Annotated in this window: 22 protein-coding genes; 13 read left to right on the top strand and 9 right to left on the bottom strand. The window is 69.2% G+C overall.

Annotated features, from left to right (window positions below):
• The 6 genes from C7443_RS05835 (at window position 1) to C7443_RS05810 (ending at window position 4,738) form a co-directional block, all read left to right on the top strand.
• Complete coding sequence (locus C7443_RS05835) at window positions 1-783, top strand: creatininase (protein ID WP_110017663.1); 783 nt, start codon at window positions 1-3, stop codon at window positions 781-783.
• The gene (locus C7443_RS05830) at window positions 774-1,427 is read left to right on the top strand and encodes a cysteine hydrolase family protein (RefSeq protein ID WP_110017662.1); all 654 of its coding nucleotides are present in this window, start codon (window positions 774-776) and stop codon (window positions 1,425-1,427) included. Before C7443_RS05835 ends, C7443_RS05830 begins: the two co-directional genes overlap by 10 nt.
• The gene (locus tag C7443_RS05825; RefSeq protein WP_110017661.1) at window positions 1,424-2,206 is read left to right on the top strand and encodes an N-acyl homoserine lactonase family protein; all 783 of its coding nucleotides are present in this window, start codon (window positions 1,424-1,426) and stop codon (window positions 2,204-2,206) included. Before C7443_RS05830 ends, C7443_RS05825 begins: the two co-directional genes overlap by 4 nt.
• On the top strand, window positions 2,203-3,030 hold the full coding sequence (locus tag C7443_RS05820) for a hypothetical protein (protein WP_110017660.1): 828 nt from the start codon (window positions 2,203-2,205) through the stop codon (window positions 3,028-3,030). The genes C7443_RS05825 and C7443_RS05820 overlap by 4 nt, the downstream gene beginning before the upstream one ends.
• A 116-nt stretch (window positions 3,031-3,146) precedes the next feature.
• On the top strand, window positions 3,147-3,884 hold the full coding sequence (locus tag C7443_RS05815; RefSeq protein ID WP_246004591.1) for an ABC transporter permease: 738 nt from the start codon (window positions 3,147-3,149) through the stop codon (window positions 3,882-3,884).
• Window positions 3,885-3,889: 5 nt separating this feature from the next.
• Window positions 3,890-4,738: an ABC transporter ATP-binding protein gene (locus C7443_RS05810; RefSeq protein WP_110017658.1), complete on the top strand. Its 849-nt coding sequence runs from the start codon at window positions 3,890-3,892 to the stop codon at window positions 4,736-4,738.
• A 2-nt stretch (window positions 4,739-4,740) separates the two neighbouring features.
• On the opposite strand, the gene C7443_RS05805 is transcribed toward C7443_RS05810, so the two are convergent.
• The 3 genes from C7443_RS05805 to C7443_RS05795 all read right to left on the bottom strand — a co-directional run bounded on the left by C7443_RS05805 (window position 4,741) and on the right by C7443_RS05795 (window position 6,368).
• Window positions 4,741-5,598, bottom strand: a complete 858-nt coding sequence (locus tag C7443_RS05805) for a DMT family transporter (protein WP_110017657.1) — start codon at window positions 5,596-5,598, stop codon at window positions 4,741-4,743.
• The gene (locus tag C7443_RS05800; protein WP_110017656.1) at window positions 5,595-6,098 is read right to left on the bottom strand and encodes a MarR family winged helix-turn-helix transcriptional regulator; all 504 of its coding nucleotides are present in this window, start codon (window positions 6,096-6,098) and stop codon (window positions 5,595-5,597) included. The genes C7443_RS05805 and C7443_RS05800 overlap by 4 nt, the downstream gene beginning before the upstream one ends.
• A gap of 84 nt (window positions 6,099-6,182) precedes the next feature.
• Entirely contained in the window at window positions 6,183-6,368 is a 186-nt protein-coding gene (locus C7443_RS05795) for a DUF1127 domain-containing protein (RefSeq protein WP_110017655.1), read from the bottom strand.
• A 120-nt stretch (window positions 6,369-6,488) separates the two neighbouring features.
• On the opposite strand from C7443_RS05795, the gene gcvA reads away from it, so the two are divergent.
• Together gcvA and C7443_RS05785 are read left to right on the top strand one after the other, a co-directional pair.
• Window positions 6,489-7,400, top strand: coding sequence for a transcriptional regulator GcvA (gene gcvA, locus C7443_RS05790; RefSeq protein WP_110017654.1), 912 nt, complete (start codon window positions 6,489-6,491; stop codon window positions 7,398-7,400).
• A gap of 283 nt (window positions 7,401-7,683) precedes the next feature.
• A complete protein-coding gene (locus tag C7443_RS05785; protein ID WP_110017653.1) occupies window positions 7,684-9,627 on the top strand; it encodes a methyl-accepting chemotaxis protein in 1,944 nt (647 codons plus the stop codon).
• 9 nt (window positions 9,628-9,636) lie between these two features.
• Here the strand turns inward: C7443_RS05785 and C7443_RS05780 are convergent, their stop codons facing one another.
• Complete coding sequence (locus tag C7443_RS05780) at window positions 9,637-10,413, bottom strand: DUF3750 domain-containing protein (protein ID WP_110017652.1); 777 nt, start codon at window positions 10,411-10,413, stop codon at window positions 9,637-9,639.
• Window positions 10,414-10,525: 112 nt separating this feature from the next.
• Window positions 10,526-10,939, bottom strand: coding sequence for a nuclear transport factor 2 family protein (locus C7443_RS05775; RefSeq protein ID WP_110017651.1), 414 nt, complete (start codon window positions 10,937-10,939; stop codon window positions 10,526-10,528).
• A gap of 90 nt (window positions 10,940-11,029) precedes the next feature.
• Between C7443_RS05775 and C7443_RS05770 the strand changes: the two genes are divergently transcribed.
• The 4 genes from C7443_RS05770 to C7443_RS05755 all read left to right on the top strand — a co-directional run bounded on the left by C7443_RS05770 (window position 11,030) and on the right by C7443_RS05755 (window position 17,186).
• Complete coding sequence (locus tag C7443_RS05770) at window positions 11,030-11,503, top strand: MarR family winged helix-turn-helix transcriptional regulator (RefSeq protein WP_110017650.1); 474 nt, start codon at window positions 11,030-11,032, stop codon at window positions 11,501-11,503.
• Window positions 11,504-11,788: 285 nt separating this feature from the next.
• Window positions 11,789-12,853 carry a hypothetical protein gene (locus C7443_RS05765; RefSeq protein ID WP_110017649.1) on the top strand — a complete coding sequence of 355 codons (1,065 nt, stop codon included), beginning with the start codon at window positions 11,789-11,791 and terminating at the stop codon, window positions 12,851-12,853.
• Between the two features lie 120 nt (window positions 12,854-12,973).
• A complete protein-coding gene (gene prsT / locus C7443_RS05760; RefSeq protein ID WP_170123507.1) occupies window positions 12,974-15,784 on the top strand; it encodes an XrtA/PEP-CTERM system TPR-repeat protein PrsT in 2,811 nt (936 codons plus the stop codon).
• Between the two features lie 454 nt (window positions 15,785-16,238).
• Window positions 16,239-17,186 (top strand): pirin family protein, encoded by a 948-nt coding sequence (locus C7443_RS05755; protein ID WP_110017647.1) that lies wholly within the window; start codon window positions 16,239-16,241, stop codon window positions 17,184-17,186.
• Between the two features lie 4 nt (window positions 17,187-17,190).
• On the opposite strand, the gene C7443_RS05750 is transcribed toward C7443_RS05755, so the two are convergent.
• From C7443_RS05750 to C7443_RS05740, 3 genes are all read right to left on the bottom strand, one after another.
• A complete protein-coding gene (locus tag C7443_RS05750) occupies window positions 17,191-17,769 on the bottom strand; it encodes a hypothetical protein (RefSeq protein WP_110017646.1) in 579 nt (192 codons plus the stop codon).
• A 108-nt stretch (window positions 17,770-17,877) separates the two neighbouring features.
• Window positions 17,878-21,531 carry a hydantoinase B/oxoprolinase family protein gene (locus tag C7443_RS05745; protein WP_110017645.1) on the bottom strand — a complete coding sequence of 1,218 codons (3,654 nt, stop codon included), beginning with the start codon at window positions 21,529-21,531 and terminating at the stop codon, window positions 17,878-17,880.
• 88 nt (window positions 21,532-21,619) lie between these two features.
• Window positions 21,620-22,597 (bottom strand): hypothetical protein, encoded by a 978-nt coding sequence (locus C7443_RS05740; protein ID WP_110017644.1) that lies wholly within the window; start codon window positions 22,595-22,597, stop codon window positions 21,620-21,622.
• Between the two features lie 147 nt (window positions 22,598-22,744).
• Between C7443_RS05740 and ppk2 the strand changes: the two genes are divergently transcribed.
• On the top strand, window positions 22,745-23,668 hold the full coding sequence (gene ppk2, locus C7443_RS05735) for a polyphosphate kinase 2 (RefSeq protein ID WP_110017643.1): 924 nt from the start codon (window positions 22,745-22,747) through the stop codon (window positions 23,666-23,668).
• Here the strand turns inward: ppk2 and C7443_RS05730 are convergent.
• Window positions 23,662-25,401 carry a sensor domain-containing diguanylate cyclase gene (locus C7443_RS05730; RefSeq protein WP_342774208.1) on the bottom strand — a complete coding sequence of 580 codons (1,740 nt, stop codon included), beginning with the start codon at window positions 25,399-25,401 and terminating at the stop codon, window positions 23,662-23,664. The genes ppk2 and C7443_RS05730 overlap by 7 nt on opposite strands.
• Between the last annotated feature and the right edge of the window lie 42 nt (window positions 25,402-25,443).

The raw sequence follows: 25,443 nt of genomic DNA, 5'->3' as shown, positions 1-25,443 counted from the left end.
ATGTCCGAAGTCCGCATGGACCAGATCAGCTGGGTCGATTACGAGCGCCGCGTGCGCGAGGACGGCGCCGTCGTCTTCCTGCCTTGCGGTGCCACCGAGCAGCACGGCCCGCACCTGCCGCTGGGGACCGATGCGCTGCTGTCGGCGGCGGTTAGCCGCGACGTCGCCGCGCGCCTCGGCGGGCTGGTCGCCCCGGCGCTGAGCTACGGCTACAAGTCGCAGCCGAAGAGCGGCGGCGGCCAGCACTTCTGCGGCACCACCAGCCTCGACGGCGCCACGCTGAGCGCGCTGGTGCGCGATGCGGTGCGCGAGTTCGCCCGCCACGGCGTGCGCCGGCTGGTGCTGGTCAACGGCCATTACGAAAACCAGTGGTTCGTCACCGAGGGCATCCAGCTGGCGCTGCGCGAACCGGCGGTGGCGGCCAGCGGACTGGAGGTGATGCGCCTGGAGTACTGGGACTTCTGCACCGAGCAGACGCTGGCCGCGGTGTTCCCCGACGGCTTCCCCGGCTTTGCGCTGGAGCATGCCGCGGTGATCGAGACCTCGCTGATGCTGCACTACCACCCCGAGCTGGTGGCGATGGAGCGGCTGCCGAACGATCCGCCGGCGGATTTCCCGCCCTATGACATGTACCCGACGCGCACCGAGTGGGTGCCGCCGGCCGGCGCGCTGGCCTCGGCCAAGGGCGCCAGCGCGGAGAAGGGCGCGCTGATGGCCGCCGAGGTCGGCGAGCGCATCGCCGCCGCGGTGCGCCACGAATTCGGGCTGGAACAATGGTGCTGAGCCTCGATCCGCGCCGCTGCGCGCTGCTGCTGATCGACATGCAGCGCGACTTCTGCACGCCCGGTGGCTATGCCGCCAGCGCCGGCCTCGACGTTGCGCGCCTGCGTGCCGTGGTGCCGGCGCAGCAGCGTCTGCTCGCCGCCGCGCGCCGCGCCGGGCTGCTGGTGGTGCACACCCGCGAAGGCCATCGCGCCGATCTCAGCGACCTGCTGCCGGCCAAGCGCCGCCGCGCCGAGCGCGCCGGTGCGCCGATCGGTGCCCGCGGTCCGCTCGGCCGGCTGCTGCTGCGCGGCGAGTACGGGCACGACTTCATCGACGAGCTGCAGCCGCAAGCCGGCGAGCCGGTGATCGACAAACCCGGCTACAGCGCCTTCCACGCCACCGACCTCGAACTGATCCTGCGCGCGCGCGGCATCGACACGCTGCTGCTCACTGGCGTGACCACCGAGGTCTGCGTCAGCTCGACGCTGCGCAGCGCCGTCGAGCGCGGTTTCGAGTGCATCACCCTCGCCGATGCCTGCGCCAGCGCCGATCCGGCGCTGCACGCCGCGGCGCTGGCGATGATCGGCGTCGAGGGCGGCCTGTTTGGTCGGGTTGCCGACACGGCCGGCGTGCTGGCGGCACTGGCGGAGGACACACGATGAGTCAGGTTCGCCGCCTGTGGCCGCTGCTGACCGCCACCCACCGCTATGACAAATCGCTGTCGACCCGCCATCGCGGCAGCGGCACGATCATCCAGGCGCCGATTCTCGCCTACCTGATCGAGACGGCGAACGGCCGCATCCTCTACGACGTCGGCTGCGACTACACCAAGCTCGCCGACCCGCAGCAGCGCGCGCGCTGGTACGACGCCGAGAGCTTCCCCTTCGGCCCGCCGGAAATGCATGAAGATCAGCGCCTGCCGGCGCATTTCGCCCGCCTCGGGCTGACGCCGGCCGACATCGATCTGGTGTTCCTCGGCCACCTGCATTTCGACCACGCCGGCGGCCTGTGCGAGGTCTGCGGCGCTGAGGTGCACGTGCATGCTGACGAGCTCGCCGCGGCGCGGGCGCAGGCCGATGTCGCCTATTTCGCCGATGACTTCGCCGGTGATTACCGCTGGAAGGTGCAGCGCGGTGAGTACGAATTGGCACCCGGTGTGCATGCGATCGCCAGTCCCGGCCACACGGCCGGGCACATGTCGCTGCTGATCGAGCTGCCGCACGGGGCGCCGGTGATCCTCGCCGGAGATGCGGCCGATCTGGAAGAAAACCTGCGCGACGAAGTCGCCCCCGGCCTGTGCTGGCAGGAGCGTGAGGACCTCGCGCTCGCCAGTATCCGCAAGCTCAAGCGACTCGCCGCCGAAACCGGAGCCGAGTTGTGGCCGAATCACGATATCGGGTTCTGGGAGCGCCTGCGCCGCTTCCCGGAATTTCACTCATGAAAGAAGTCCCGTCGTCCTATCTCGGCGTCTGGCGCCGGGCGCGGCTGGAAACCGCCGACGGTGCCATCGATACCAGTACGCGTGTCTACTGGCTGCAGACCGCCCGCCTGCATGCCGACCTGCGCATTCCTCTGCCGCAGCCGGCGAGTGCGCGGCGTTCGCTGGCGGAGTGCAGGGGGCGCGAGCTGCTGGCGCTGTCGGCGCAGGCTGGCTTTGCCGGCGTCACCGAGGTCGAAGGCGACCGCTGCCAGTGGTTTCGCGAGATCGACTACCAGCCGGTGCGCAACGAACCCGACGCCGGGCTGATGCGTTTCATCGGTCGTGACCGCCTGATCGAGGACGGCCTCGATGGCAGCTACCTGGAAGTCTGGGAGCGGCTGCCGGAGTCGCGCGGCGTCAACTGGGGCCAGCGTCTGATCGCTGCCGATGGCAGCGGCCGCCATGCCTATCTGCTGGTCGCCGGCGACTGCTTCCTGTTCGCTGCCGATCGCGCTGAGCCGCTGCCGGCCGGCGGCACGCTGGCCGATCAGCTCGCCTATCCCGGCCTCGACGACGCCCGTCGCCGCGAGCGGCTCGGCTTCGAGCTGTCCTTCGGCCGCCATCACGCCGGGCGCACGCCGTGGATGATCGAGCTGTCGACGTTGCCCGGGCGCGCCGGCGCCGAGCTGCTGCCGGTCGGGCGCAGCTGGCAGTCGCCGCGCCTGGCGCTCGGCGGCGGCCACACGCTGATGATCGGCGCGCTGCCGCCGCCGGGCGGCTGGCTGCCGCTGCTGCCCAAAGAAAATCCCCTGGCCCCCGAGGACATTCCGTCATGGCCACGCTAAATCCCGTTGCTCCGAGCATCGCCGCGCCGCCGTCCCCCGCGGCGGCGCCCGCCGCCGTCCGGCCGCGCGTGCGCTGGTGGGTGATCCGCGGCACGCTGCCGCGGCCTGTGTTCCTGATGCTCGCCGTCGCCGGCATGCTGCTGCCGCTGCTGCTGTGGTGGGCGTGGACCACCTTCGGCGATCCCGATCCGGTGTTCATGCCCAGCCCCGGTGCGGTGTTCGCCCGCATCCTGCGCTGGTGGTCGGAGGAGGGGCTGATCGGTGACATCTGGATCAGCGTCTATCGGGTGATGGCGGGCTTTTTCGCCTCGGCGCTGATCGCGCTGCCGCTCGGCCTCTACATCGGCAGCTATCGCCCGGTGCAGGCGGCGCTGGAGCCGCTGACCGATTTCATCCGCTACATGCCGGCGGTCGCCTTCATCCCGCTGGTGATGTTGTGGGTCGGCATCGACGAGAGCGCCAAGGTGCTGATCATCTTCATCGGCACGTTCTTCCAGATGGTGCTGATGGTCGCCGAGGACGTGCGCCGCGTGCCGATGGCGCAGATCGAGGCGGCGCAGACCATGGGCGCCAACCGCGGCGAGATCCTCAAGCTGGTGATCCTGCCGTCGGCCCGCCCGGCGCTGCTCGACACGCTGCGCATCACCTGCGGCTGGGCCTGGACCTATCTGGTGGTGGCCGAGCTGGTCGCCGCCAATTCCGGGCTCGGCTACGCCATCCTCAAGGCGCAGCGCTACATGCACACCGACAAGATCTTCGCCGGCATCCTGCTGATCAGCCTGATCGGTCTGCTCACCGACCAGAGCTTCCGCTGGCTGCACCGGCGTGCCTTCCCCTGGCTGCACAAGAGGTGAGTGCGATGAGCCCGAGCAAGATCCGCATCCGCCACGTCGGCAAACGGTTCGAGCGCGACGGCGCGGCGGTCGAAGCGCTGCACGACGTCAGCCTCGAACTGTGCGCCAACGAGTTCGTCACCTTCGTCGGCGCCTCCGGCTGCGGCAAGTCGACGCTGCTGCGCATCATCGGCGGTCTGGAGACGCTGAGCAGCGGTGAGATCAGCGTCGACGGCCGCTGCATCGACGGCCCCGGCATCGACCGCGCGATGGTGTTCCAGCACTACAGCCTCTACCCGTGGCTAACGGTGATGCAGAACATCAAGTTCTGCCGCCAGCTCAAGGCCATCGCCGACACCGTGCGCAGCGACTCCGACGTCGAGATCGCCAGCGGCCGCGCCGATGCGCTGCTCAACCTGATGGGGTTGTCGGCCTTCGAAAAGGCCTGGCCGAACCAGCTCTCCGGCGGCATGCAGCAGCGCGTGGCGATCGCCCGCGCGCTGATGCCGCGCCCGGAGATCCTGCTGATGGACGAGCCCTTCGGCGCGCTCGATGCGCAGACCCGCGAGGTCATGCACGACCTGATTCGCCACGTCCACCAGCTGGAGAAGTCGACGATCCTGTTCGTCACCCACGACGTCGAGGAAGCCATCTACCTCGGCAGCCGCGTGGTGCTGATGGCGCCGCGCCCGGGCCGCATCGACACCGTCTACGAGGTGCCGCTGCCGGCCGAGCGTGACCAGGACATGAAGCTCGCGCCGGAATTCATCGCCCTCAAGCGCGAGATCCTCGCCCGCATCCGTGAAACCTCGGGCATGCGCACCGACTTCGAGCTGCTCGAACAGCTGACCCGCCAGGCGCCCGCCGAGGCCTGAGCCTAGCGGCGCAGCACCAGCACGTTGCCGGCGAGCACGGCGGCGGCGCCGAGGGCGATGTGGGCGTCGAGGCGCAGGCCCTCGAACAGCGCCGACAGCAGCAGCGCCAGCAGCGGCACGCTGGCCAGCGTGTAGGCGGCGCGGCCGGGGCCGACGCGGCGTACCAGCTCGAAATAGAGCATGAAGGTCACGCAGGAGGCGGCGACCGCCAGGTAGAGCAGGCTGGCGAGGTAGCGCAGCGAGGGCTCGAAGGCCCAGTGCTCGCCGCTGGCCAGCGCCCAGCCGGCACTGCTCAGCGCACCGACCAGCGCGCCCCAGCCGAGGATGGCGAGGGTCGGCAGGCCGGCGGCCTGATTGCGCGCGCCGACGACGGTGCCGGCGGCGGTGGCCACCGCCGCCGCCAGTGCCCACAGGCAGCCGGCGAGCGTCTCGCTGCCGAGCTGGTCGATGCCGGGGCCGAAGATGATGCCGACGCCGAGGCAGCCGCAGAGCATGCCGGCCAGCAGTGCCCGGCTCAGGCGGGTGCCGAACAGCAGGCGGCCGAGCAGCGCGGCGAATAGCGAGGAGGTCGACAGCACCAGCGCGGCCAGCCCGCTGGGAATGCGCCGCGTCGCCTCATAGAAGGCGATGAAGGCGCCGGCGAAGAACAGCACCCCCTGCAGCACGATGAACGGCCGCTCGCGCGGCGGGATGTACAGCCGCTCGCCACGCCAGCGGCCGTAGCCGAGCAGCAGCACGCCGGCCAGCGCCATGCGCAGCGCCACCGACCAGGCCGCTGGCGTCACCCCGGCCTGCAGCGCGGTCGCCAGCGCGCCGCCGCCCCACAGCAGCGCCGTCAGTGCAAACAGCAGCGCGTTCATCGTCCGGCCTGCGGCAGCAGTGCCGGCCAGCCGCCGGCCTCGATCTGCGCGCTCGCGGCATCGAGCCGCTGCAGCAGCGTATCGAGCACGGCGCGCTGTGCGGCGTCGACCTCGGCGAGCAGCGCGTCTTCGATGGCGCGACCGAGGCGGGCGATGTCATCGAACACCTGGCGGCCGGCAGCGGTGATGCTGACGGCGGCACGGCGGCGGTCGGCGCGCGCCCGGCCGCGCACGGCGTAGCCGCGCTGCACCAGCTGGGCGATGCCGCGGCTGACGCTGAAGGCATCGAGCGCGCAGGCATGAGCGATTTCACTGGCGCTGGCCTCGGCCCGTTCGGCGATCGTCGCCAGGATGCGCCAGGCCGGCTGGCTGAGCTCGAAGCGTTCGCCGTAGTAGCTCTGCAGCGGTCGGGCGATGCGGGCGGCGACGATGAACAGGCGGTACGGCAGCCAGCGACTGAGCTGCAGGGCCGGCGGGTCGGCGGGAGCGGCGTGGGGCATGGGCGTGCACCTCGGGCGGTCGATTGCTTGCAATATGCAAGCATTGAACGCTGATCAACGGCTTAAGGCCGCCGGGTGCGCCGCTCAGCGCCGCCAGCACGGCTTGCGCGCTTCTTCGAGCGCCTCGCTGCGGCTCAGGCCGATGTCCTTGAGCATCGGGTCGGACAGCACGGCGAGCTGCTGGCGCTGGCGACGGCGGCGCAGCGCGGCACGCAGGGCCAGCCAGCCGCGGACGAGGATGGGCAGACGGTGTTCGGCATCGGGCTTCATGTTCGCGGTCTCCGGTATGCGTGAGGGAAACCGCCGCGGCGTGCAGGCAGCGTAGAAAAAGCATAAGTTGCTCACAACCGAGGATTTCCGCCCCTCTGACCTAGAAATTCCTAGCCAGCGATGCGTCGCCAACTGCCACCCCTGAACGCCGTGCGCGCTTTCGAAGCCGCCGCCCGCCACCAGAGCTTCGCGCTCGCCGCCGAGGAGCTGAGCGTGACGCCGGCGGCGATCAGCCAGCAGGTGCGCCTGCTCGAAGCCCGCCTCGACATCGCGCTGTTCCAGCGCCTGAACAACGGTCTGCGCCTGACCGAGGCCGGTCGCGCCTACCTGCCGGCGCTGAGCGCGGCGCTCGATGAGCTGGCGCGCGCCAGCGCGCGGGTGCAGGCCAGCGGCCTGCGCGGCACCGTCACCGTCAGCGCGCTCGGTTCCTTCGCCGTGCACTGGCTGGCACCGCGCGTCGCCGAGTTCAGCGCGCTGTACCCGGAGCTCGATCTGTACCTGCACACCGACAGCCGGGTCATCGACTTCGCCCGCGAGGACGTCGACCTCGCCATCCGCTACGGCGACGGCCACTACGACGGCCTCGAAGTGCGGCTGCTGATGGGGGAGGACGTGTTCCCGGTGTGCAGCCCGACGCTGCTCAACGGTCCGCAGCGGCTGGAGAGCGCCGCCGACCTGCGTCACTTCACGCTGCTGCACGATCGCGATGCCGAGCCCTACCAGGCCTGGATCAGCTGGCCGGCCTGGTTCGCGCGCGAGGGCATCAGCGGCGTCGACACCTCGCGCGGCCCTCGCTTCAGCTCCTCCGGTGTGCTGATCGCCGCGGCCGTCGCCGGCCAGGGGGTGGCGCTCGGGCGCAGCGCGCTGGTCGGCCATCGCCTCGACAGCGGCCAGCTGGTGCGGCCGCTGCCGCAGCTGCGCCGCGCCGACTGGAGCTACTGGCTGGTGGCACCACCGGCGCACTTCGAGCGGCCGAAGGTGCGCGCCTTCGTCGACTGGCTGCTGCAGCTCGGCGGGCAGTCGCGGCGTTGAGGCGGCGGCGCCGGGCGCGACTGTCAACGGCGGTGGACTGACCAAGATCAAGGAGTTGGCAGCGGCTCTTGATTGACGCTATTTGTGAGCTGCGTCACATGCAGCGTGCGATCGTGCCGCAGGCCCGGCGGTCTGCAGGTGCGCTTGATGCGTTCGATCGTTGCCGCGGGCGCTGGCTCGCGGGCACCCCTGGCTACCGTGGCCGAGGGCATCGGTGCATGCCCCTGCCGCTGGCGGCCGTCCCCCCGATGGTTGCGAAAGTCCCCTGGATGGAGGCCCTGCGATGAGCGCTGCGGCAGAGATGCTGACAATCGACCTGACCGGCCGTGAAGCCGCGTCCGGCATCACCGGCAGGTTGCGCAACCTGCCCCTGCGCTGGCAGTTCTCACTGCTGGTCGCGATCGTGGTGGCGGCCCTGGCCGTGCTGGTGAGCGTCACCAGCTGGCAGCTGCGCGGCATGGTCGACGAGCAGAACGCAGAAAGCCTGCATCAGTCGGTGGAGATGGCGGTCGGCATCCTGGAGCATTTCCACGCCGAGGAGCTTGCCGGCCGGCTCGACCGCGACACCGCGCAGGCGCGCGCCCGCGAGGCGCTCGATGCCTTGCACCACGATGACGCGTATTACTTTGCCTACGACCGCGACGGCCGTTTCGTGCAGCACGGCGGTAATCCGCAGATGGTCGGACAGTCGGTGTCGCAGCTGCGTGATGCTGAAGGTCACAACATGCTCGACGCCTTCCAGCGCGCCGTCGGCGGTTCGGTGCTCGGCGTGCAGCACGCCGGCTTCGTCGAGTATGACGCTGCGCGGCCTGGCTCCACCGCTGCCGAACCGAAGCAGTCTTACGTGCGTCTGTTCGCGCCCTGGGGCTGGGTGCTCGGTGCCGGCGATTACCTGACCGACATCGACGCCCGCTTCCTGCGCCAGCAGTTGATGATGATCGGCGCCGCGACGCTGGTCGCCGTCGTGCTCGCCCTGATGCTGGCCTGGCAGAGCCGGCGCATCGTCGGCAACGTCCACGCCGTACTCGGCTTTGCCCAGCGCCTCGCCGCGCACGATCTGCAGGCGCACATGAGCCTGAACACGCGCGAGGAATTCGGCCAGATGGCGTCGGCACTGAACCGGGCCGTCGATGCGCTGCGGGCCTCGGCGCTGCGTGATCAGGAGCAGGTCGAGCAGCTGCGTGCGGCCGAGGCCGAGCAGGAGGCACAGTCGCGCGAGATCGCCGGGCAGTCGGAACGCATCCAGCAGGCGGCGCAGCGTGAGCACGCGCTGGCCGAGCAGCTGCGCGCCAAGGTCGATCGCATCGTTGTCGCCGTCGAGACGGCCGCACAGGGTGATCTGACGGTGGTCAGCGACGTCAGCGGTGAAGACGCCATCGGCCGCGTCGGCGAGGCGCTGGCGCGCCTGCTCAAGGATCTGCGCGCAAGCATCGCCGGCATCGCCCGCAACGCCGAGCAGCTGGCGCGTTCGGTCAGCACCTCGCGCGAGGTCAGCCGGCGCCTGAGCACGGTGGCGCAGGACAGTTCCGACAATGCCGAGCAGCTCGCCAGTGCCACCGAAGGCGTCGACCGCAGTCTGCACGCGGTCGCCGCGGCGACCGAGCAGATGAATTCGGCGGTGCACGAGATCGCCCGCAACGTCCACCGTTCGGTGGAGATCGCTGCGGTGGCCGGTTCGGCGGCCGACAAGGCCGCGCAGCTGGTCGACAAGCTCAGCGGCAGCAGCGAGCAGATCGGCTCGGTCAGCCGCGTCATCACCCGCATTGCCGAGCAGACCAATCTGCTGGCGCTCAACGCCACCATCGAGGCGGCGCGCGCCGGCGAGGCCGGCAAGGGCTTCGCCGTGGTCGCTCAGGAGGTCAAGGAGCTGGCGCGCAACACCGCGCAGGCCACCGGCGACATCGAGCAGCGCATCGAGGCGATCCAGGCCGATACCGGCGAGGTGGTGCGGGCGATCGGCGAGATCCGCCGCACCATCGACGAGGTCAACGCACTGTCGAACATGATCGCCGCCGCCGTCGAGGAGCAGAGCGCGACCACCGGGGAGATCAGCCGCAGCGTGGCGGCGGCGGCGCAGGGCAGCGCGGCGATCAGCAGCGGCGTGCAGCAGCTTGCCGGCAGCGCCCACACGGTCCGCGACGGCGCCACCGAAACCGCCACGGCGGCCGAGCGCCTGGCAGAACTGGCCGGTGAGCAGAGCGGGCTGATCCGGCGCTTCCGCTGCTGAACTCTGCCGCTAGGGCGCTGGCGCGTCGGCCTCGGCCAGATTGCTCAGGCCGAGGCGGCCGAGCGAGGGCAGGCGCAGTGCCGGCCGGGCGAAGTCGATGCCGAAGTTCAGGCCGAGCAGATTGAGCTCGATGCCTTCCTCCAACCCCAGCGTGACGCCGAGCAGGCCGAGCAGCGAGGCCTGCACGCCGACGCCGGACGGCGACAGGCCGAGCGGGTGCGTCAGCGGGCGGTAGTCCTTGCCGATGGCGTTGGCCGGCAGGTCGAGGCGCAGCTCGGGCACTTCGCGGCCGATGTGAGCGAGGAAGGTGTTGCTGTTGGGGCCGGGGTAAATGCGGTATTCGCGCGGGTAGGGATAGCTGGCGACGGCCGCCTCGATGCGCGCGATGACGGCATCGAGTTCGGCGCCACCGCGCAGGTCGACCAGCCGCTCGGGGCGGGCGCCGAACCACAGGCCGTCGGGCACCGCGCGGTTGCGGCGGATGACGTCGCCACCGCCCCAGCCGATCACTTCGTAGCGGGTGTAGGCGGTCTGTCCGCTGCGCTTGTAGATGATCCACGGGTGCACCGCGAAGTAGCGGCGCCAGCCGTAGGTCGGCGCGGCGTAGACCTGCACGATCGCCTCGGCGGCATGGCGGCGCGGGTCCGGTGCCAGGCCGGCGGAATGGCTTGGTGCGGTGCGCCAGCTCTGCCGGGCGTGGTCCGGCGGCTCCTTGGCCAGACTGGCGAGGAACGGCAGGGTGAGTACGGCCAGCAGGCCGAACCAGCGGGCGGAACGTTTACTCACGTCGGCTACTCGCGATATCGAAGGGATCGGGCGGGGCGGGCATGCGCGCGCCTGCCGGTTACCTGCTACAGACCGTCAGCCGGCATTGATGTTCGCGCCGTGTGCCGCGGCTTCAGTCGAGGCGCTTCCAGGCTTCGAACACCGTCTCGCGGGCGATCTTGCCGTTGCGCATCGCGAACACGTGCAGCAACCGCACTTCGACGCGACTGCCGACCGGGAACGGTGCGTTGCTGAAACCGGAACCGATCAGACGAAAGCGCACGATCATGTCATCGACGGCGCGCTCGGCGGTGGCGAAGCGCTCCAGCGGCTCGATTTCGACACGGCCCATCGAGGCGAACATGGCGATGTAGTTGGCGCGGATCGCCGCCCGGCCTTCGAAGCGCAGGCCGCGCCCCGGCACTTCGAGGACGATATCGTCAGTGTAAAGCGGCATGACAGCGTCCGGGTTGCCGGCTTCTTCACGGATGTGCTGGTCGATGATGCGCAGGTTTTCGGCGACCGGGTCGGGCAGGGTGGCGGACATGGTGGAGACTCCTCGTGGCTGACGATGAATAAAAGCCAGAATACCTGTCTAAAATAGACAGTCATTCTGTCTATATGTCAAGCTGCCACCATGAAAACCACCGCCATCCCCGATGCCCGGCTGACACTGGGTGCCCTGCTGCGCCGTCCCTACGAACGCATGGCCGAACGCATCTATGCCGAACTGCCGGCGCGCGGCTTTCCCGAGCTGCGACAGTCGCATTCGGTGGTGCTGCGCAATCTGCCGGCGCAGGGCGCGAGCGTCGCCGAACTGGCGCGCGCCGCCGGCATGACCAAACAGAGCATGGCCTACCTGGTCGATGCCCTGGCGCGTGCCGCTTATGTCGATCTGGTGCCTGACCCGCACGACGGTCGCGCCAAACGCGTGTGCTTCAGTGCACGCGGCGAGGCAGCGGTCGCCGAACTGGTCGCGCTGTCCGCCGAGTACGAGCGGCGTGTCGAAGCGCTGCTCGGCGCCGAGCGCGCCGGCCAGCTGCGCAGCCTGCTCGAAACGCTTTACACACGCCTCGATGAGGATGATCTCGGCGCAGCGGGCAATCCTTGAGCGCCGCCGGCCTCGGCTGCGGCGATGCCGGATCGGGATGACCGTGAACGCCGATGATGGAGTGTCAGAAAAATTAACAAGCAGTAATGTTTGACGTTTCCACAGATTTCTAACTGATTGTGATCTAAACGAAAGTTAACATTGGCCTGCCGTTTGCTCGGTCTGACCACAAGGTTCCGCTTTTCTTCTGGTAGAGAGGGAATCCTTGGACCGACAGGTGTTTACGTGGGGGAGCGCACGTGGGTGCCGTCTGGACGTTTTAATTGAGTTTCAGAGGGTTACATCATGTTTCATCGCAAGCTTGCGTGCTTTTCGGCCGCGGCGTTCGCGCTGACGGCAGGTGCCAGCGCGTATGCGTTCGATCTGCCGGATCCGACCTATAACGCCTATCAGTACGGCGATTTCTATTCGTATTCTTTACCGATCCTTGCCTACAAGTACGACTTGGAAAACGGTGGCGGCGTCGGCCCCGGTAATCCGTATTACGTGGCTTCCAGTTCCGGCCAGATCAAGGATCTGCCGGTGATCGGCACCGGTACAAGCAGTACCCCGGCGACTACGAACGTCACCGGCATGGATGACGCCTACCCGACGCCGGACGGCGTCGCTTCGGGCACGACGGCGATGTTCCAGACGACCACCAGCAATCCGGGTGGCGTTGCCGACCCGGGCGGCGCCAATGAGTTCACCGGCGATACCGAGAACACCTGGGACTCGCGCGTCAGCGCGATGACCGACTTCCTCGGTGCCGGCAATGACCTGGTGTTCTTCTTCAATAACAACCAGGTGAACTCGGGCAGCGCCGAAAACCAGAACCTGATGGCCTGGGCGCAGGTGATCCTGCGCAGTGATGACGGCACGCAGGTCGCGTATTTCGACTTCACCAACAACGGTGGCGCGGGCGGTACACCGGGCGGTGATGTGACCTCGTATACGTCGAGCGGCGCCGCTCCGGGGGCCAATGACGCACCGACGACGATCACCACCACCGATCCGTACTACGTCAAGTCCGGTGGTCAGGTGACGCTGAGCGGTGTCGAGACCTGCATCGGCCTCGACGGCACCTACGTCGCCGGCTGCACGCCGACGACCCAGACCTTCAATCACAACCTCGGTGCCAACCAGGCCGCGTATGCGTTGTGGTCGCCCGAGCTGAATGCCGCGCTGCGCAGCGGTCTGTACGACGTCATCCAGGTCGACATCCGCATGTCGATGCTCAACAACGGCTACGAGCAGATCTTCGTCGGCGCGGTGACCACGCCCGGTACCACGCAGGTTGCCGAACCCGGCATGCTGGCGCTGTTCGGTCTGACCCTGCCCTGGCTGATGCGTCGTCGCGTTCGCGCCTGAGGCCGGCTGACCCCGCCCTTGCGGCGGGAAGGCTCTTCGGATATGCCCTGTCGCGTAACGACAGGGCATTTTCATTTGCGGCGCCGGCACCGGCGTGCCGGCGGGCGGAGCGATTCGATCATGGATTCCACTGAGTTTCGTTGCGGCGCGCGTGCGCTGTGGCTGGCGCTGCTGCTGGCGGCGGTGCCCGCGGCCGATGCGGCCGACGGTGACGGCCTCGATCAGGCGCGTGCCTACCTGCAGGCCGGCAACCCGGCTTCGGCCGAAATCACACTGAAGAACCTGCTGCAACAGGCGCCGCAGACCATTGACGCGCAGTTGCTGCTGGCGCGGGTGCAACTGCTGCGCGGCGAGCCGACGCAGGCGGCGGCGACACTGGAGCAGGCCGAGCGCGCCGGGGCGCCGTGGAGCGGACTGGCGCCGTTGCGGGCGCGGCAATATCTGCAGCAGGGCGAGTACCGCCGGCTGTTTGAGGATGTACCGCTGGAGGGACTCAGCGGCGAGCCGCTGGCCGAAGTGCTGTACTGCCGCGGCCGCGGGCAGCTTGCGCGCCGGGATCTCGATGCGGCGATGCAGGCGTTCTCGGCGGCCCGCGAGGCGGCCCCCGATGCCGCTTTTGCTGCAATCGGCAGCGCCGACGTGCTGGTGCGCCGCGGCACCCTCAATGCGGCGCTGACGGCGGCGCAGCGCGCGGTGGAGCTGGCGCCCGGCGATGCCGAAGCCTGGGATGCGCGGGCGCTGGTGCATGAGGCGATGGGCGACGGCGACGCTGCGCTGGCCGATTACACCGAGGCGCTGCGCCGCAATCCCGAGCGGCTGGCGTCGCGGATGGCGCGCCTGCAGCTGCTGGCCAGTCTCGGGCGCCGCGATGCGATGCAGGCCGATTTCGATGCGCTGGAAGCCCGCCATCAGCCGCTGCCGCCCTATGCCGCCCTGCTCAAAGCGCAGTGGCTGCGTCAGCGTGGCGACACGGCGCGGGCGCGCAGCGTGCTGGAGCAGACCGCCGACGGGTTGTCGCGGTTGCCGCGCGATGCCGCCGACCGTGATCCGGAAATCCTGCTGCTGTCGGCCAACGTCAATTACGCGCTGGATCGTTTACAGAATGCGCGTGGCGATCTTGAGGGCTTTCTGCAGCGCCAGCCGCAGCACGCCGGCGCCCGCCGCCTGCTCGGCGCCGTGCTGATGCGCCTGAACGAGCCGGCCGCCGCGGTCAAAGTGCTGGAACCGGCGGGCGCGCAGCTCGCCGACGATGCGCCCTTTGCGTTGCAGCTCGGTCTGGCCTACCTCGGCGCCGGCGAGGCGCAGAAGGCGACGGCCGAACTCGAACGCGCGCTCAGCCTGAGCAACAACAATCCGGCGATCGCCAGCGAGCTGGCCGGTGCGCGTTTTCAGTCCGGGCAGGTCGATCAGGCGCTCAGTGATCTGAGCACGCTGTTCGCCAGCGAAGCCAGCAGTGCCGACAGCGGCGTGCCGCTGCTGATGATGCAGCTGCGTGCCGGGCGGGCGCAGGACGCCATCGCTACCGCCGACAAACTGGTGGCGATGAAACCGGACGACACCGCGCTGCTCAACCTCAGCGCAATGGCGCACGCGGCGGCCGGCGATCTCGACGGCGCCCACGCCGCCTTCGAGCGCGCGCTGGCCCTCGATCCGAGCCTGCGCGTCGTCCACGTCAATCTGACACGGCTGGAGCTGCGCCAGGGGCGGGCGGCGCAAGCGCGCGATCGCCTGCAGGCGGTGTTGCGCGAGCACCCGGACGATACCGCGCTGCGTCAGGAGCTTGGTCGCGTGCTGATGGCGCTCGATCAGCATGCCGAGGCACGCCAGCAGTGGGAGCAGGTGCGTGCTGCTGATTCCACCGCGCTCGATGCTCGTCTCGGCCTGGCCGAGATCTATCTGGCGCAGGGCAACCCCGCGCGAGCGCTGGAGGTGGCGACCGAGGCCGAGCGCATCGCACCGCGCTCGGTGGCGGCGCTCAGTGCGCTGGGCATGGCGCAACTGGCCAATGGTCTGCGCGATCTCGCCAGCACCAGTTTCCGCCGCGCGGCAGTGCTGACCAACGACCCGGCGCAGCTGGCGGTGCTCGGCCGGCGGCAGATTCTGGCGCAGGCGCCGGGGGAGGCGGTGCAGACCCTGCAGCGGGCCATGCAGCTGGCACCGCAGCGGGCAGCTGATCTGCGGCCGACGCTGATCGAGGCGCTGGTGTTCGCCAACCGTCTCGACGATGCCGAGCGCGAAGCGCGCATTCTGCGTGAACAGCCGCAGCGGGCTGCCGTCGGCGACGGTCTGCTCGGCGAGGTACTGCTGCGGCGCGGTCGCGTCACCGAGGCCGTACAGGTGTATCGCACCGCGCTTGAGCAGCATCCGACGCCGGGCCTGGCGAGCGGGGCGTACCGCGCCTTGCGCCAGCTCGGGGATCAGGCCGCAGCGCTGGCCGTGATCGAGCAGTGGGCGCCGCGCTTCGCCAATGACCCGCAGGTGCGGTCGGCTCTCGCCGATGCCTATCTGCGCCAGCACGACTGGGCCAGGGCGCGACCGTTGTGGGAGCGCCTGGTCACTGAGCGTCCGCGCGATGCCGATGTGCGCGTGGCGCTGGCGCGCATTTACCTGCAGCTCGACGATCCGCGGGCGCTGGAGCTTGCCCGTTCGGCCGTGGCGCTGGCACCGAACAACGCCGCTGCGCTCGATGCGCTCGGCTGGGTGCTGGTGCGGCGCGGCGAGATCGAGGCCGGGCTCGCCCAGCTGCGTGCCGCCCAGCAGTTCGCCGTCGACGACCCGGAGGTGCGCTATCACCTGGCCGTCGCCCTGCACCAGCTCGGTCGTAACGACGAGGCCCGTGTCGAGCTGAACCGGGCGCTGAGCGGAACGCCCGGTTTTAGCGGCGCCGATGAGGCGCGTGCCTTGCTCGAAACGCTGCGCAAGGTGCGCTGAGCCCTCCTCATCGAGGCTACGTGTCTGTAAATTTTACATTACGCGTGCTTGGCAATAAGTCATTGATTCATCAACTTCATGAAATTCATGTTCTTTTGAATTCATGGTCCGCACCTTGCTGCGATTTGCGCAGGCAGCTGTGTTCGCCCGTTTACCACAGGCATTGCACGGGCAGGCCGCGAGCCGTCGGCCAGCGCGATCCGGGCGCGCCGATGTGCTGCCAGCGCGTGTGCTGCACGACGGTTCCTTGAGCTGGTAGGTGCCGTCGGTTTGAGCGTCCTGCCACTGGGGCGGGACGCTCCATTTTGTGCCTGCCATCCTGCGCAGGCAGACTCCTCATCCTGTGTGGGCGGCACGATCGCTGGCGCTCAGCCATCGTCCTGCAGCGTGTGCCGCACACAGCGCCGCTGCGCCGCCAGCAGCGGATCACGGCTACCGCCCCGGGAGATCACCGATGAGCAATCTGCAACACGACTGCGCCGCTTCTCTGTCCAGTGACTGCGAGCGCGTGCTGCGCACCAGCCCGGCCCAGCGCATCACCACCCACGACGCCGAACTCGGCGAAGGCATGATGATTCGCCGTGCTCTGCCGAGCCGGCAGCGGCGCATGGTCGGTGCCTGGTGCTTCCTCGACCATTTCGGGCCGGTCGATGTCGGCACGGGCGACGGTCTGCGCGTCGGCCCGCATCCGCACATCGGCCTGCAGACGGTGACCTGGCCGCTGGCCGGCGAGATCCTGCACCGCGACAGCCTCGGCTGCGAGCAGCTGATCCGCCCCGGCGAGCTGAACCTGATGACCGCCGGCTGCGGCATCGCCCATTCCGAGGAGTCGCCGGCGGTGCGTTCGCCGCTGCTGCATGGCGCACAGCTGTGGATCGCGCTGCCGGAGGCCGAGCGCCGGCGCGAACCGTCCTTCGTCCATCACCCGCAGCTGCCACGGCTTACGCTTGGCGATGCCCGGCTGACGCTGCTGGCCGGCGAGTTCGGCGGCGAGCGCTCGCCGGCGCAGGTGTATTCACCGCTACTCGGCCTCGATGTCGCCTGCGCTGCCGGCGGTACGGCCTGCCTGCCGCTGCGCGCGGATTTCGAGCACGGTGCGCTGGTGCTGGAGGGGGAGGTCGAGCTCGAAGGGACGGCGCTCGGCATCGGCACTTTTCTCTATCTGCCGCCGGGACGCGACCGCCTCGAACTGCGCAGCCGCGGACCGCTGCGCCTGCTGCTGCTCGGTGGCGAGCCCTTTGCCGAGACCATCCTGATGTGGTGGAACTTCGTCGCTCGCACGCCGCAGGAGATCGTCGAGGCCGGCAACGACTGGAACGCCGGCCGCCATTTCGGCGAAGTGCACGGTTATCCCGGTGCGCGCCTGGTGGCGCCGGCCACGCCCTGGGGCGCGGCCGGCTGAGTTGTCAGCCCATGAACACCGGGTCGGAGAACACCAGCGTGCCGTCGCGCCGCATCATCAGGTTGTCGGCCTTGATCAGGTCGGGCAGGGCGCTGTATTCGTTGATGAAATTCTGCAGTGCCTGCAGCGACTCCAGCATCGCGTCGGTCCAGCCCATCGGCGTGACGGTGAGGTGGTAGAGCGCGATGCGGCCCATGTCCTGGGCGAAGGTGTGCCACATCTTGCACGCCGCCAGATACGAGGTGCACAGCTTGCTCGCCAGCTCGGCGGTGTCGCCGTACAGCGGCAGCGGATAGAGCTTTTCGACCTCGACGATGTGGAAGGGGTAGCCGCGGCTCGAACGCCCGGCTTCACCGAGATCGGCGTAGACCACCGGAAAGTGCGCGCCGGTCGGCCGGTCCGCTGCCGTGTAATAGGCATAGTCGGTGGGCGATGACAGCACTTTGAGCACGTGCGGCTGGCCGTTGATGACATCACCTTCGAGCACGATGGTGTGCTCGCCCCGGCCGATTTCGGCGCGTCCATCGAGCTTCGGGTGGACAGGTACGGGATCGGGGAGAATCAGGCGAGGGTCGTCGGCCATGATCGTCAGCTCTGGCTTGGGCGTGGTGAAGCCGGCACCTCGCCGCGGCCCGGCGCCATCCTGGCGAGTCCGGCGCCCGTGGCCGCCACGGGGCATTACTCCACAAACTTAGTCTGGAATAAGCGCTGTCACCACGTCCGTGTGCTCGGGCGTGCACGCGCCATAGCCACCCCCTCCCGGCGTCTCGATGACAAAGCTATCGCCTGCCTCGACCTCGATGGTGTGGCAGCCGCCGAAATGCTCGCGGTGTCCATTGCTGCGAATCACATAGTTGCGACCGCAGGCACCGGCTTCGCCTCCGGCCATGCCGTAGGGCGGTACACGGCGATGACCGGAAAGAATGTTGGCCGTCATCGATTCGAGGAAGTGAATGCGGCGCAGCGCACCGTCGCCGCCGCGCTGGCGGCCGCCGCCACCGCTGCCGCGGCGCACGGCGTGCTCTTCGACGCGCACCGGGAAGCGCCATTCGAGCACCTCGGGGTCGGTCATGCGCGAATTGGTCATGTGCGTCTGCACTGGCCCGCAGCCGTCGAAATCCGGCCCGGCGCCGCTGCCGCCGGCGATGGTCTCGTAGTACTGGTGCAGGGCGTTGCCGAAGGTGAAGTTGTTCATCGTGCCCTGTGCCGCGCCCATCACGCCGAGCGCGCCGTAGAGCGCGTCGGTGACGTACTGCGAGGTTTCGACATTGCCGGCGACCACCGCCGCCGGATAGCGCGGATTGAGCATCGAGCCTTCGGGAATGACGATCTCCAGCGGCGCCAGCACGCCCTCGTTCATCGGTATCGCGGCATCGACCAGCGTGCGGAACACATATAGCACCGCGGCCTTGCACACCGCCGCCGGCGCGTTGAAGTTGTTCGGCCGCTGCGCGCTGGTGCCGCTGAAGTCGATGCGCGCACTGCGCCGCGTGCGGTCGATGTGCACGCTGACCGCGACCACGGCGCCGTCGTCCATCTCGTAGCGGAAGGCGCCGTCGTGCAGACGGCCGATGATGCGGCGCACGGCTTCTTCGGCGTTGGCGCGCACGTGGTCCATGTAGGCGAGCACTACGTCGAGGCCGAAATGCTCGACCAGGCGCAGCAGCTCGTGACGGCCGGTGGCGCAGGCGGCGATCTGCGCGCTCAGGTCGGCGAGGTTCTGCTCGATGCGCCGCGCCGGATGCGGGCCGCTGGCGAACAGCGCGCGGATTTCATCTTCGAGCAGGTGGCCGCGCTCGACGATGCGCAGGTTGTCGAGCAGCACGCCCTCGTCGTCGATCGTCGTGCTGTGCGGTGGCATCGAGCCCGGTGTCAGGCCGCCGACGTCGGCGTGATGGCCGCGGGCGGCGACGAAGAACAGCAGCTCGCGGCCGCCGGCATCGAACACCGGGCGGATCACCGTGATGTCCGGCAGGTGGGTGCCGCCGTTGTAGGGCACGTTGAGCATGAACACGTCGCCGTCGGCCGGCTGGTGCTGGCGCAGCACCGAACGCACGGCGTCACTCATCGAGCCCAGGTGCACCGGCATGTGCGGCGCGTTGGCGATCAGATTGCCGGTGCGGTCGAACAGTGCGCAGGAAAAGTCCAGCCGCTCCTTGATGTTGACCGAGGTCGCGGTGTTTTCGAGCGTCGCCCCCATCTGCTCGGCGATGGCCATGAAGCGCTGGTTGAACACTTCCAGCATCACCGGGTCGACCGCGGTGCCGATCGCCACCTGCGCCGGCAGCGCCACCACCCGCGTCAGTAGCAGATCGCCGCGCGCCGTCAGCTCGGCACGCCAGCCGGCCTCGACGCGGGTGGTCGCCACCGCCTCGCGGATGATCGCCGGGCCGTCGATGCGGTCGCCGGCGCACAGCGCCGCGCGCTCGTAGAGCGGTGCCGTGCACCAGGCGCCGTCGACATAGAGTTCGACCTCGGCAAGCGGCGCCAGCGGCTGCCCGCTGCGCGCCGGCGGTGGCGGCGGGCACAGTTCGCCGTCGCTGCTGGCGCCGATCGCCTCGACCGAGATCGACTCGATGACCAGCGCGCGCTCGGGCATCGCGAAGCCGAAGCGGCGGCGGTACAGCGCTTCAAAGGCCTGTGCCAGCGCGGCGGCGTCGCTGCCGGCCGGCAGCGCCAGGGCGCTGTCGGTGCCGTGGTATTTCAGGTGCAGGCGCTGCTGCAGCTCGATGTGCGCGGCGTCGACGCCCTGCAGGCGCACCTGCTCGTGGGCCGCCGCGGCGAGCGTGGCCAGATCCGCCTGCAGCGCGGTGAGCGCGGCCGGCGTCAGCGTCGCTTCGAGCGCCTGTTCGCGCAGCGCACGGATGTCGGCCAGGCCCATGCCGAAGGCCGAGAGCACGCCGGCGTAGGGGTGGATCAGCACCGTGCGCATGCCCAGCGCATCGGCAACGCGGCAGGCGTGCTGGCCGCCGGCACCGCCGAAGCAGCACAGCGCGTAATGGCTGACGTCGTAGCCGCGCTGCACCGAGATGTGCTTGATGGCGTTGGCCATGTTCTCGACGGCGATGCGCAGGAAGCCCTCAGCCAGCGCCTCGGCGGTGGTCGACGTGCCGGTGTCGGTGCTGACCGTGTGTGCCAGCGCCGCGAAGGCGGCGACCACCGCCGCGCGGTCCAGCGGTTGGTCGCCCTGCGCGCCGAACAGCGCCGGAAAGTGCGCCGGCTGCAGCGTGCCGAGCATGACGTTGCAGTCGGTGACGGTCAGCGGGCCGCCGCGGCGATAGCTCGCCGGGCCGGGATCGGCACCGGCCGAGGCCGGGCCGACCTGCAGGCGGCCGTCGGCATAGCGGCAGATCGAGCCGCCGCCGGCGGCGACGGTGTGGATGTGCATCATCGGTGCGCGCACGCGCACGCCGGCGACCTGGGTCTCGAAGACGCGCTCGAACTCGCCGTCGTAGTGGGTGACGTCGGTCGAGGTGCCGCCCATGTCAAAGCCGATGAGGCGCGCAAAGCCGGCCTGCGCACTGACGCGCACCGCGCCGACGATGCCGCCGGCCGGGCCGGAGAGGATCGCGTCCTTGCCCTGGAACAGCCGCGCGTCGGTCAGGCCGCCGTTGGACTGCATGAACATCAGCCGGGCGCCGCCGAGCTCGGCTTCGACCTGCTCGACGTAGTGGCGCAGGATCGGCGAGAGGTAGGCATCGACCACCGTGGTGTCGCCGCGGCCGACCAGCTTCATCAGCGGGTTGACGCGGTGGCTGACGGAAATCTGCGTAAAGCCGACATCGGCGGCGATTTCAGCCAGACGCGCTTCGTGCCGCGGGTAGCGGTAGCCGTGCAGCAGGACGATGGCGATGGCGCGGATGCCGGTATCGAAGGCTGCCTGCAGCGCGGCGCGGGCGGCCGCTGCGTCGAGGGCGCGCACGGTTTCGCCGTGGGCGCCGAGGCGTTCGTCGATCTCGGCGACCTGCTCGTAGAGCTGGCTCGGCAGTTCGATGCGACGGGCGAACAGCTCCGGGCGGTTCTGGTAGCCGATGCGCAGCTGGTCGCCGAAACCGCGGGTGATCGCCAGCAGCGTGCGTGCGCCGCGGCGTTCGAGCAGCGCGTTGGTCGCCACCGTGGTGCCCATCTTCACCACGCCGATGCGCTCGGCCGGCAGCGGCGCGCCGGCGGCCACGCCGAGCAGCTCGCGGATGCCCTGGATCGCGGCGTCGCGGTAGCGCTCGGGATTCTCCGAGAGCAGCTTGTGCGTCAGCAGTGTGCCGTCCGGGCGCCGGGCGACGATGTCGGTGAAGGTGCCGCCGCGATCGATCCAGAACTGCCAGAGGGCGGGGGAGGCGCAAGACATGGGCGGGAATACTCCAGGGGCTCGGGGGCGGACAGGCGGCCGTCCGTGGTGACAGAGGGCAGCGCCCGGTGCAGACGCCGGGCGGCGTTCAGGCTAACGCCCGGGCGCTGAGTGCGCCGCTCATACGATCGTGCAGGGCCAGTACCGGCTGCACCTGCGGATGCGTGCACTCGCTGCCGAGCGTTTTCAGGTATCGGCAGGCGGCATAGTCGCGGGCGCGGCGCTCGTAGTCTTCGATCCAGGCGGCGCGCTGTGGCAGGTGTTCCGCCGCCACCGGCCACACGCCGGGGCGCGGACGCAGATGCCGGCCGATGCCGATGCGCCACGGCTTGGCACTGAGGCGGGCGCGAAAGCAGCGCTGGCGCAGGCACATGCGCACATACAGCGGGTCGCTGCCGATCGCCTCGAAGAAGGCGGCGACCTGCGGATCGTCGGCGGCAAAGGTCTGCTGCGTCGCCAGCACGCGCAGGCCGGCCGGCGTGCGGTACAGGCGCAGGCTCCACTGCGGATGGCGGGCAAGGAAGCGGCGCAGACGGCGCTCAGCGAGGCCCTGCGCGCCGCCGCACAGACGCCGATAGCCAAGCCACAGCCCTCTGGCGCAGGGCTGCGCCAGCACTGCGGCGGCGAACAGGCCGAGCGCGAACGAGCCCGGGGAATGCCGCGACAGGTCATGGCTCGCAGCCAGCAGCGCCAGCAGCACGAAGCAGATCAGGCTGAGGCGCCAGCCGGGCGCGTCGCTGAAATCGATGTCGGCGAACAGGACATCCGGCGTGTTCAGGCAGCGCGCGCCGTAGGCGTTGCGGGTGATGATGCTGGCGCCGTGGCGTTCGACGATCTCCTCGCGGATCGGTACGCCCTCGGCGCCGTTGTAGGCGCGCTTGGCTTCGCGGCGTTCGAGCTTTTCGCCGGCCAGCAGGCGCTTGAGTGCTTCGGCGGCACGTGACTCGGCATGCGCCTGGGCGGCGGCCTGGCTGGTATCGGACCAGCCGTAGCGGTGCACGCTGATCTGCCGGCCGGGCTCGCGCTGGCGCAGGCGGGCTTCGGCCCAGAACTGGGGAACGATCATCGATGCGGGGCTCCGCGAGGCTGGAGGGATCAGGGCGCTTGTAGCGCAGCCGCGGCGGCGCGGCCAGTGCAGCCGCTGGCATCTGTTCGCAATATGCCTTGCCGATACTGGACGACCCCCATGGTCCGCCTGCCGAGGAGCACCGCGATGTCCGTTCTGCCCGATGATCACAGCGAGCTGCTGTATCGCATTCACCGCGACCTCGTCGATGGCTACGACGAAGAGCTGGAGATGGAGATTGAGGATCGCCATCCCGACGAGGCGCTGGTGACCGATCCCGAACAGCTGGAGGCCGAACGCAGCCAGCGTCTGCATTACTTCAAGAACCTGTTCCACCTGCAGGGCGAGCTGGTCAAGCTGCAGGACTGGGTGGCGGCGACCCGGCAGAAGGTGGTCATCGTCTTCGAGGGCCGCGACGCCGCCGGCAAGGGCGGCGTCATCAAGCGCATCACCCAGCGCCTGAATCCGCGCGTGTGCCGCACCGTGGCGCTGCCGGCGCCGAACGACCGCGAGCGCACGCAGTGGTATTTCCAGCGCTACGTGCCGCATCTGCCGGCCGGCGGTGAAATGGTGCTGTTCGACCGCAGCTGGTACAACCGCGCCGGCGTCGAGCGCGTCATGGGCTTTTGCAGCGAGGATGAGGTCGAGGAGTTCTTCCGCTCGGTGCCGGAGTTCGAGCGCATGCTGGTGCGTTCCGGCATCAAGCTGATCAAGTACTGGTTCTCGATCACCGACGAGGAGCAGCACCTGCGCTTTCTGGCGCGCATCCATGACCCGCTCAAGCAGTGGAAGCTCAGCCCGATGGATCTGGAATCGCGCCGGCGCTGGGAGGAATACACCAAGGCCAAGGAATCGATGCTCGAACGCACGCATATTCCCGAGGCGCCGTGGTGGGTGGTGCAGGCAGTCGACAAGAAGCGCGCCCGCCTCAACTGCATCGCGCATCTGCTGAGCCAGTTCGACTACCACGAAATCGAACGCCCGCAGATCCATCTGCCCGAACGCGAGCGCCACGACGACTACATCCGCCAGCCGGTGTCGGATTCGATCGTCGTGCCGGAACGCTACTGAGCCGAATGCAGCTGCCGGTGCGCGTCGGCGCTCGGCCATTCGCCGCCGCGGTCGTCACCGCAAACGCGGTTGCGGCCTTCACGCTTGGCGGCATAGAGCTGATCGTCGGCTTCGCGCACCGCCTGTTTGTCGTGCTCGTGCCGACCGTCGGCGACGGCGAAACCGATGCTCAGCGTGACGCGTCCGGCGAGCGGATGCGGATGGGTTTCGACAGAGCGGCGCAGTTTGTCGGCGACGTGTCGCGCCTCCTCGGCGCTGGTCGCCGGCAGCAGGGCGATGAATTCCTCGCCACCGTAACGGGCGATGAAGTCGCTTTCACGCAGTGAGCGTTGCAGCGTCCGGGCGACGTGACAGAGCACTTCGTCGCCGAGGGCATGGCCGTAGGTGTCGTTGATGCGTTTGAAGTGATCGATGTCGCACAGCAGGACGGCGAGCGGCCGGCGCATGCGCCGCATGCGGATGAATTCCTCATGCAGCCGTTCATCGACAGCGCGACGGTTGGGCAGGCTGGTCAGCGCGTCATGGCGGGCTATGCGCTGCAGTTCCTCGTTGGCAATTTCGAGTTCGGCGGTGCGCGCGGCCACCGTGTGTTCGAGGCGGGCATTGCTGTCGCGCAGGGCTTCGCGCCGTTCGATCAGCCGGCTGGCCATGCTGCGCAGCGCCTCGATCAGATGACGCACCTCGACGCTGCGGGCCTCGACCTCCAGCGGCGTGTTTTCCTCGCCGTTTTCGATGCGCATCGCCAGACCGGCGAGCTGCTCCAGCGGTCGGCTGATGCGTGTCGCGCTCCACCAGATCAGCGCCAGGAACACCGTGATGATCGCCAGGGCGAATACCGCCAGCACCCGCTGCAGTGCGACGACATCCTGCAGCGCGACGTGCAGCGGCTGACGGACGACGATGCGCCAGCCCAGGGCACTGGTGAACTCCGCGGGCAGGGCCACGGCGGCGCTGACGTATTCGGCGTCCGGCTCCCAGAGCGCCGCCGTGAAGCGTGACTGGGTGTCGAGAACGGCCGTGGTCAGCGGCGGCAGGGTGGCGGCGCGAGCTCCCGCGCTCGGGTAGATCACCTGACCGTTGTGATCAGCGATGAACAGCTCGCGTTGCTTTTGTACAGCCAGCAACGGATTAAGTACGCCGACCACGTCGCTGGCCCAGTTCCAGTGAATGTGCGCACCCAGCACACCGCGCAGTGCACCGCGTTCATCGCGGATCGGGGCGGCGATGTCGAGAAAGCGCGGTGGTGCCTTGTCGCCGGTATCGGGCAGCACTTTCGCCAGCAGCATCGCGTCGTGCAGATCGCCCATGAAGGGGGCGTCACGGCCGTTGATGAACCAGGGGCGCTGGCTGACATCCACGCCGGCCAGCAAGCCGCCGGTGGCCGAGCGCACCACGCCGCCGGCATCGGTGACACCGATCCACGAGTATGCGGGATAGGCGTGTTGCAGGCGTTCCAGCGAGCGGCGCAGATCCGGGCTGTCGAGCGCGCTGCGCCGGTACAGCGGGGTTGCCGCGAGCAGCTCGATTTCGCGCTGGCGCTCGTGCAGGTTTTCTGCAAGGACCGTGGCGGCCGCGGTGGCGAGATCGTGCAGGGCTTCGCCACGGTCGACGAGCAGCTGGGCGCGGTAGACATGGCCGACGTATCCGTAGACCAGGATGCCGAGCACCAGCGTCATCGTGCCGAAGGACAGTGCCAGCCGGCCGCGAAAACTGATTGGGAGGAGTTTTGCCAAGCGCTCACGCAACGTCCTTGCCTCGCTAGCTCGTGGTGTGGT

Origin of the sequence: Plasticicumulans acidivorans (genome assembly GCF_003182095.1) — a bacterium.
GTDB classification, from domain to species: domain Bacteria; phylum Pseudomonadota; class Gammaproteobacteria; order Competibacterales; family Competibacteraceae; genus Plasticicumulans; species Plasticicumulans acidivorans.
This window is presented reverse-complemented; position numbering and strand designations above follow the sequence as displayed.

Coding starts and splice junctions, on each gene's coding strand:
- C7443_RS05765 (WP_110017649.1), top strand. CDS start 11,789: ATGTTTCATCGCAAGCTTGCGTGCTTTTCGGCCGCGGCGTTCGCGCTG.
- C7443_RS05810 (WP_110017658.1), top strand. CDS start 3,890: ATGAGCCCGAGCAAGATCCGCATCCGCCACGTCGGCAAACGGTTCGAG.
- C7443_RS05820 (WP_110017660.1), top strand. CDS start 2,203: ATGAAAGAAGTCCCGTCGTCCTATCTCGGCGTCTGGCGCCGGGCGCGG.
- C7443_RS05795 (WP_110017655.1), bottom strand. CDS start 6,368: ATGAAGCCCGATGCCGAACACCGTCTGCCCATCCTCGTCCGCGGCTGG.
- C7443_RS05770 (WP_110017650.1), top strand. CDS start 11,030: ATGAAAACCACCGCCATCCCCGATGCCCGGCTGACACTGGGTGCCCTG.
- C7443_RS05750 (WP_110017646.1), bottom strand. CDS start 17,769: ATGGCCGACGACCCTCGCCTGATTCTCCCCGATCCCGTACCTGTCCAC.
- C7443_RS05775 (WP_110017651.1), bottom strand. CDS start 10,939: ATGTCCGCCACCCTGCCCGACCCGGTCGCCGAAAACCTGCGCATCATC.
- C7443_RS05805 (WP_110017657.1), bottom strand. CDS start 5,598: ATGAACGCGCTGCTGTTTGCACTGACGGCGCTGCTGTGGGGCGGCGGC.
- C7443_RS05800 (WP_110017656.1), bottom strand. CDS start 6,098: ATGCCCCACGCCGCTCCCGCCGACCCGCCGGCCCTGCAGCTCAGTCGC.
- C7443_RS05830 (WP_110017662.1), top strand. CDS start 774: ATGGTGCTGAGCCTCGATCCGCGCCGCTGCGCGCTGCTGCTGATCGAC.
- C7443_RS05745 (WP_110017645.1), bottom strand. CDS start 21,531: ATGTCTTGCGCCTCCCCCGCCCTCTGGCAGTTCTGGATCGATCGCGGC.
- C7443_RS05815 (WP_246004591.1), top strand. CDS start 3,147: ATGCTCGCCGTCGCCGGCATGCTGCTGCCGCTGCTGCTGTGGTGGGCG.
- C7443_RS05740 (WP_110017644.1), bottom strand. CDS start 22,597: ATGATCGTTCCCCAGTTCTGGGCCGAAGCCCGCCTGCGCCAGCGCGAG.
- C7443_RS05785 (WP_110017653.1), top strand. CDS start 7,684: ATGAGCGCTGCGGCAGAGATGCTGACAATCGACCTGACCGGCCGTGAA.
- C7443_RS05755 (WP_110017647.1), top strand. CDS start 16,239: ATGAGCAATCTGCAACACGACTGCGCCGCTTCTCTGTCCAGTGACTGC.
- gcvA (WP_110017654.1), top strand. CDS start 6,489: ATGCGTCGCCAACTGCCACCCCTGAACGCCGTGCGCGCTTTCGAAGCC.
- ppk2 (WP_110017643.1), top strand. CDS start 22,745: ATGTCCGTTCTGCCCGATGATCACAGCGAGCTGCTGTATCGCATTCAC.
- prsT (WP_170123507.1), top strand. CDS start 12,974: ATGGATTCCACTGAGTTTCGTTGCGGCGCGCGTGCGCTGTGGCTGGCG.
- C7443_RS05825 (WP_110017661.1), top strand. CDS start 1,424: ATGAGTCAGGTTCGCCGCCTGTGGCCGCTGCTGACCGCCACCCACCGC.
- C7443_RS05835 (WP_110017663.1), top strand. CDS start 1: ATGTCCGAAGTCCGCATGGACCAGATCAGCTGGGTCGATTACGAGCGC.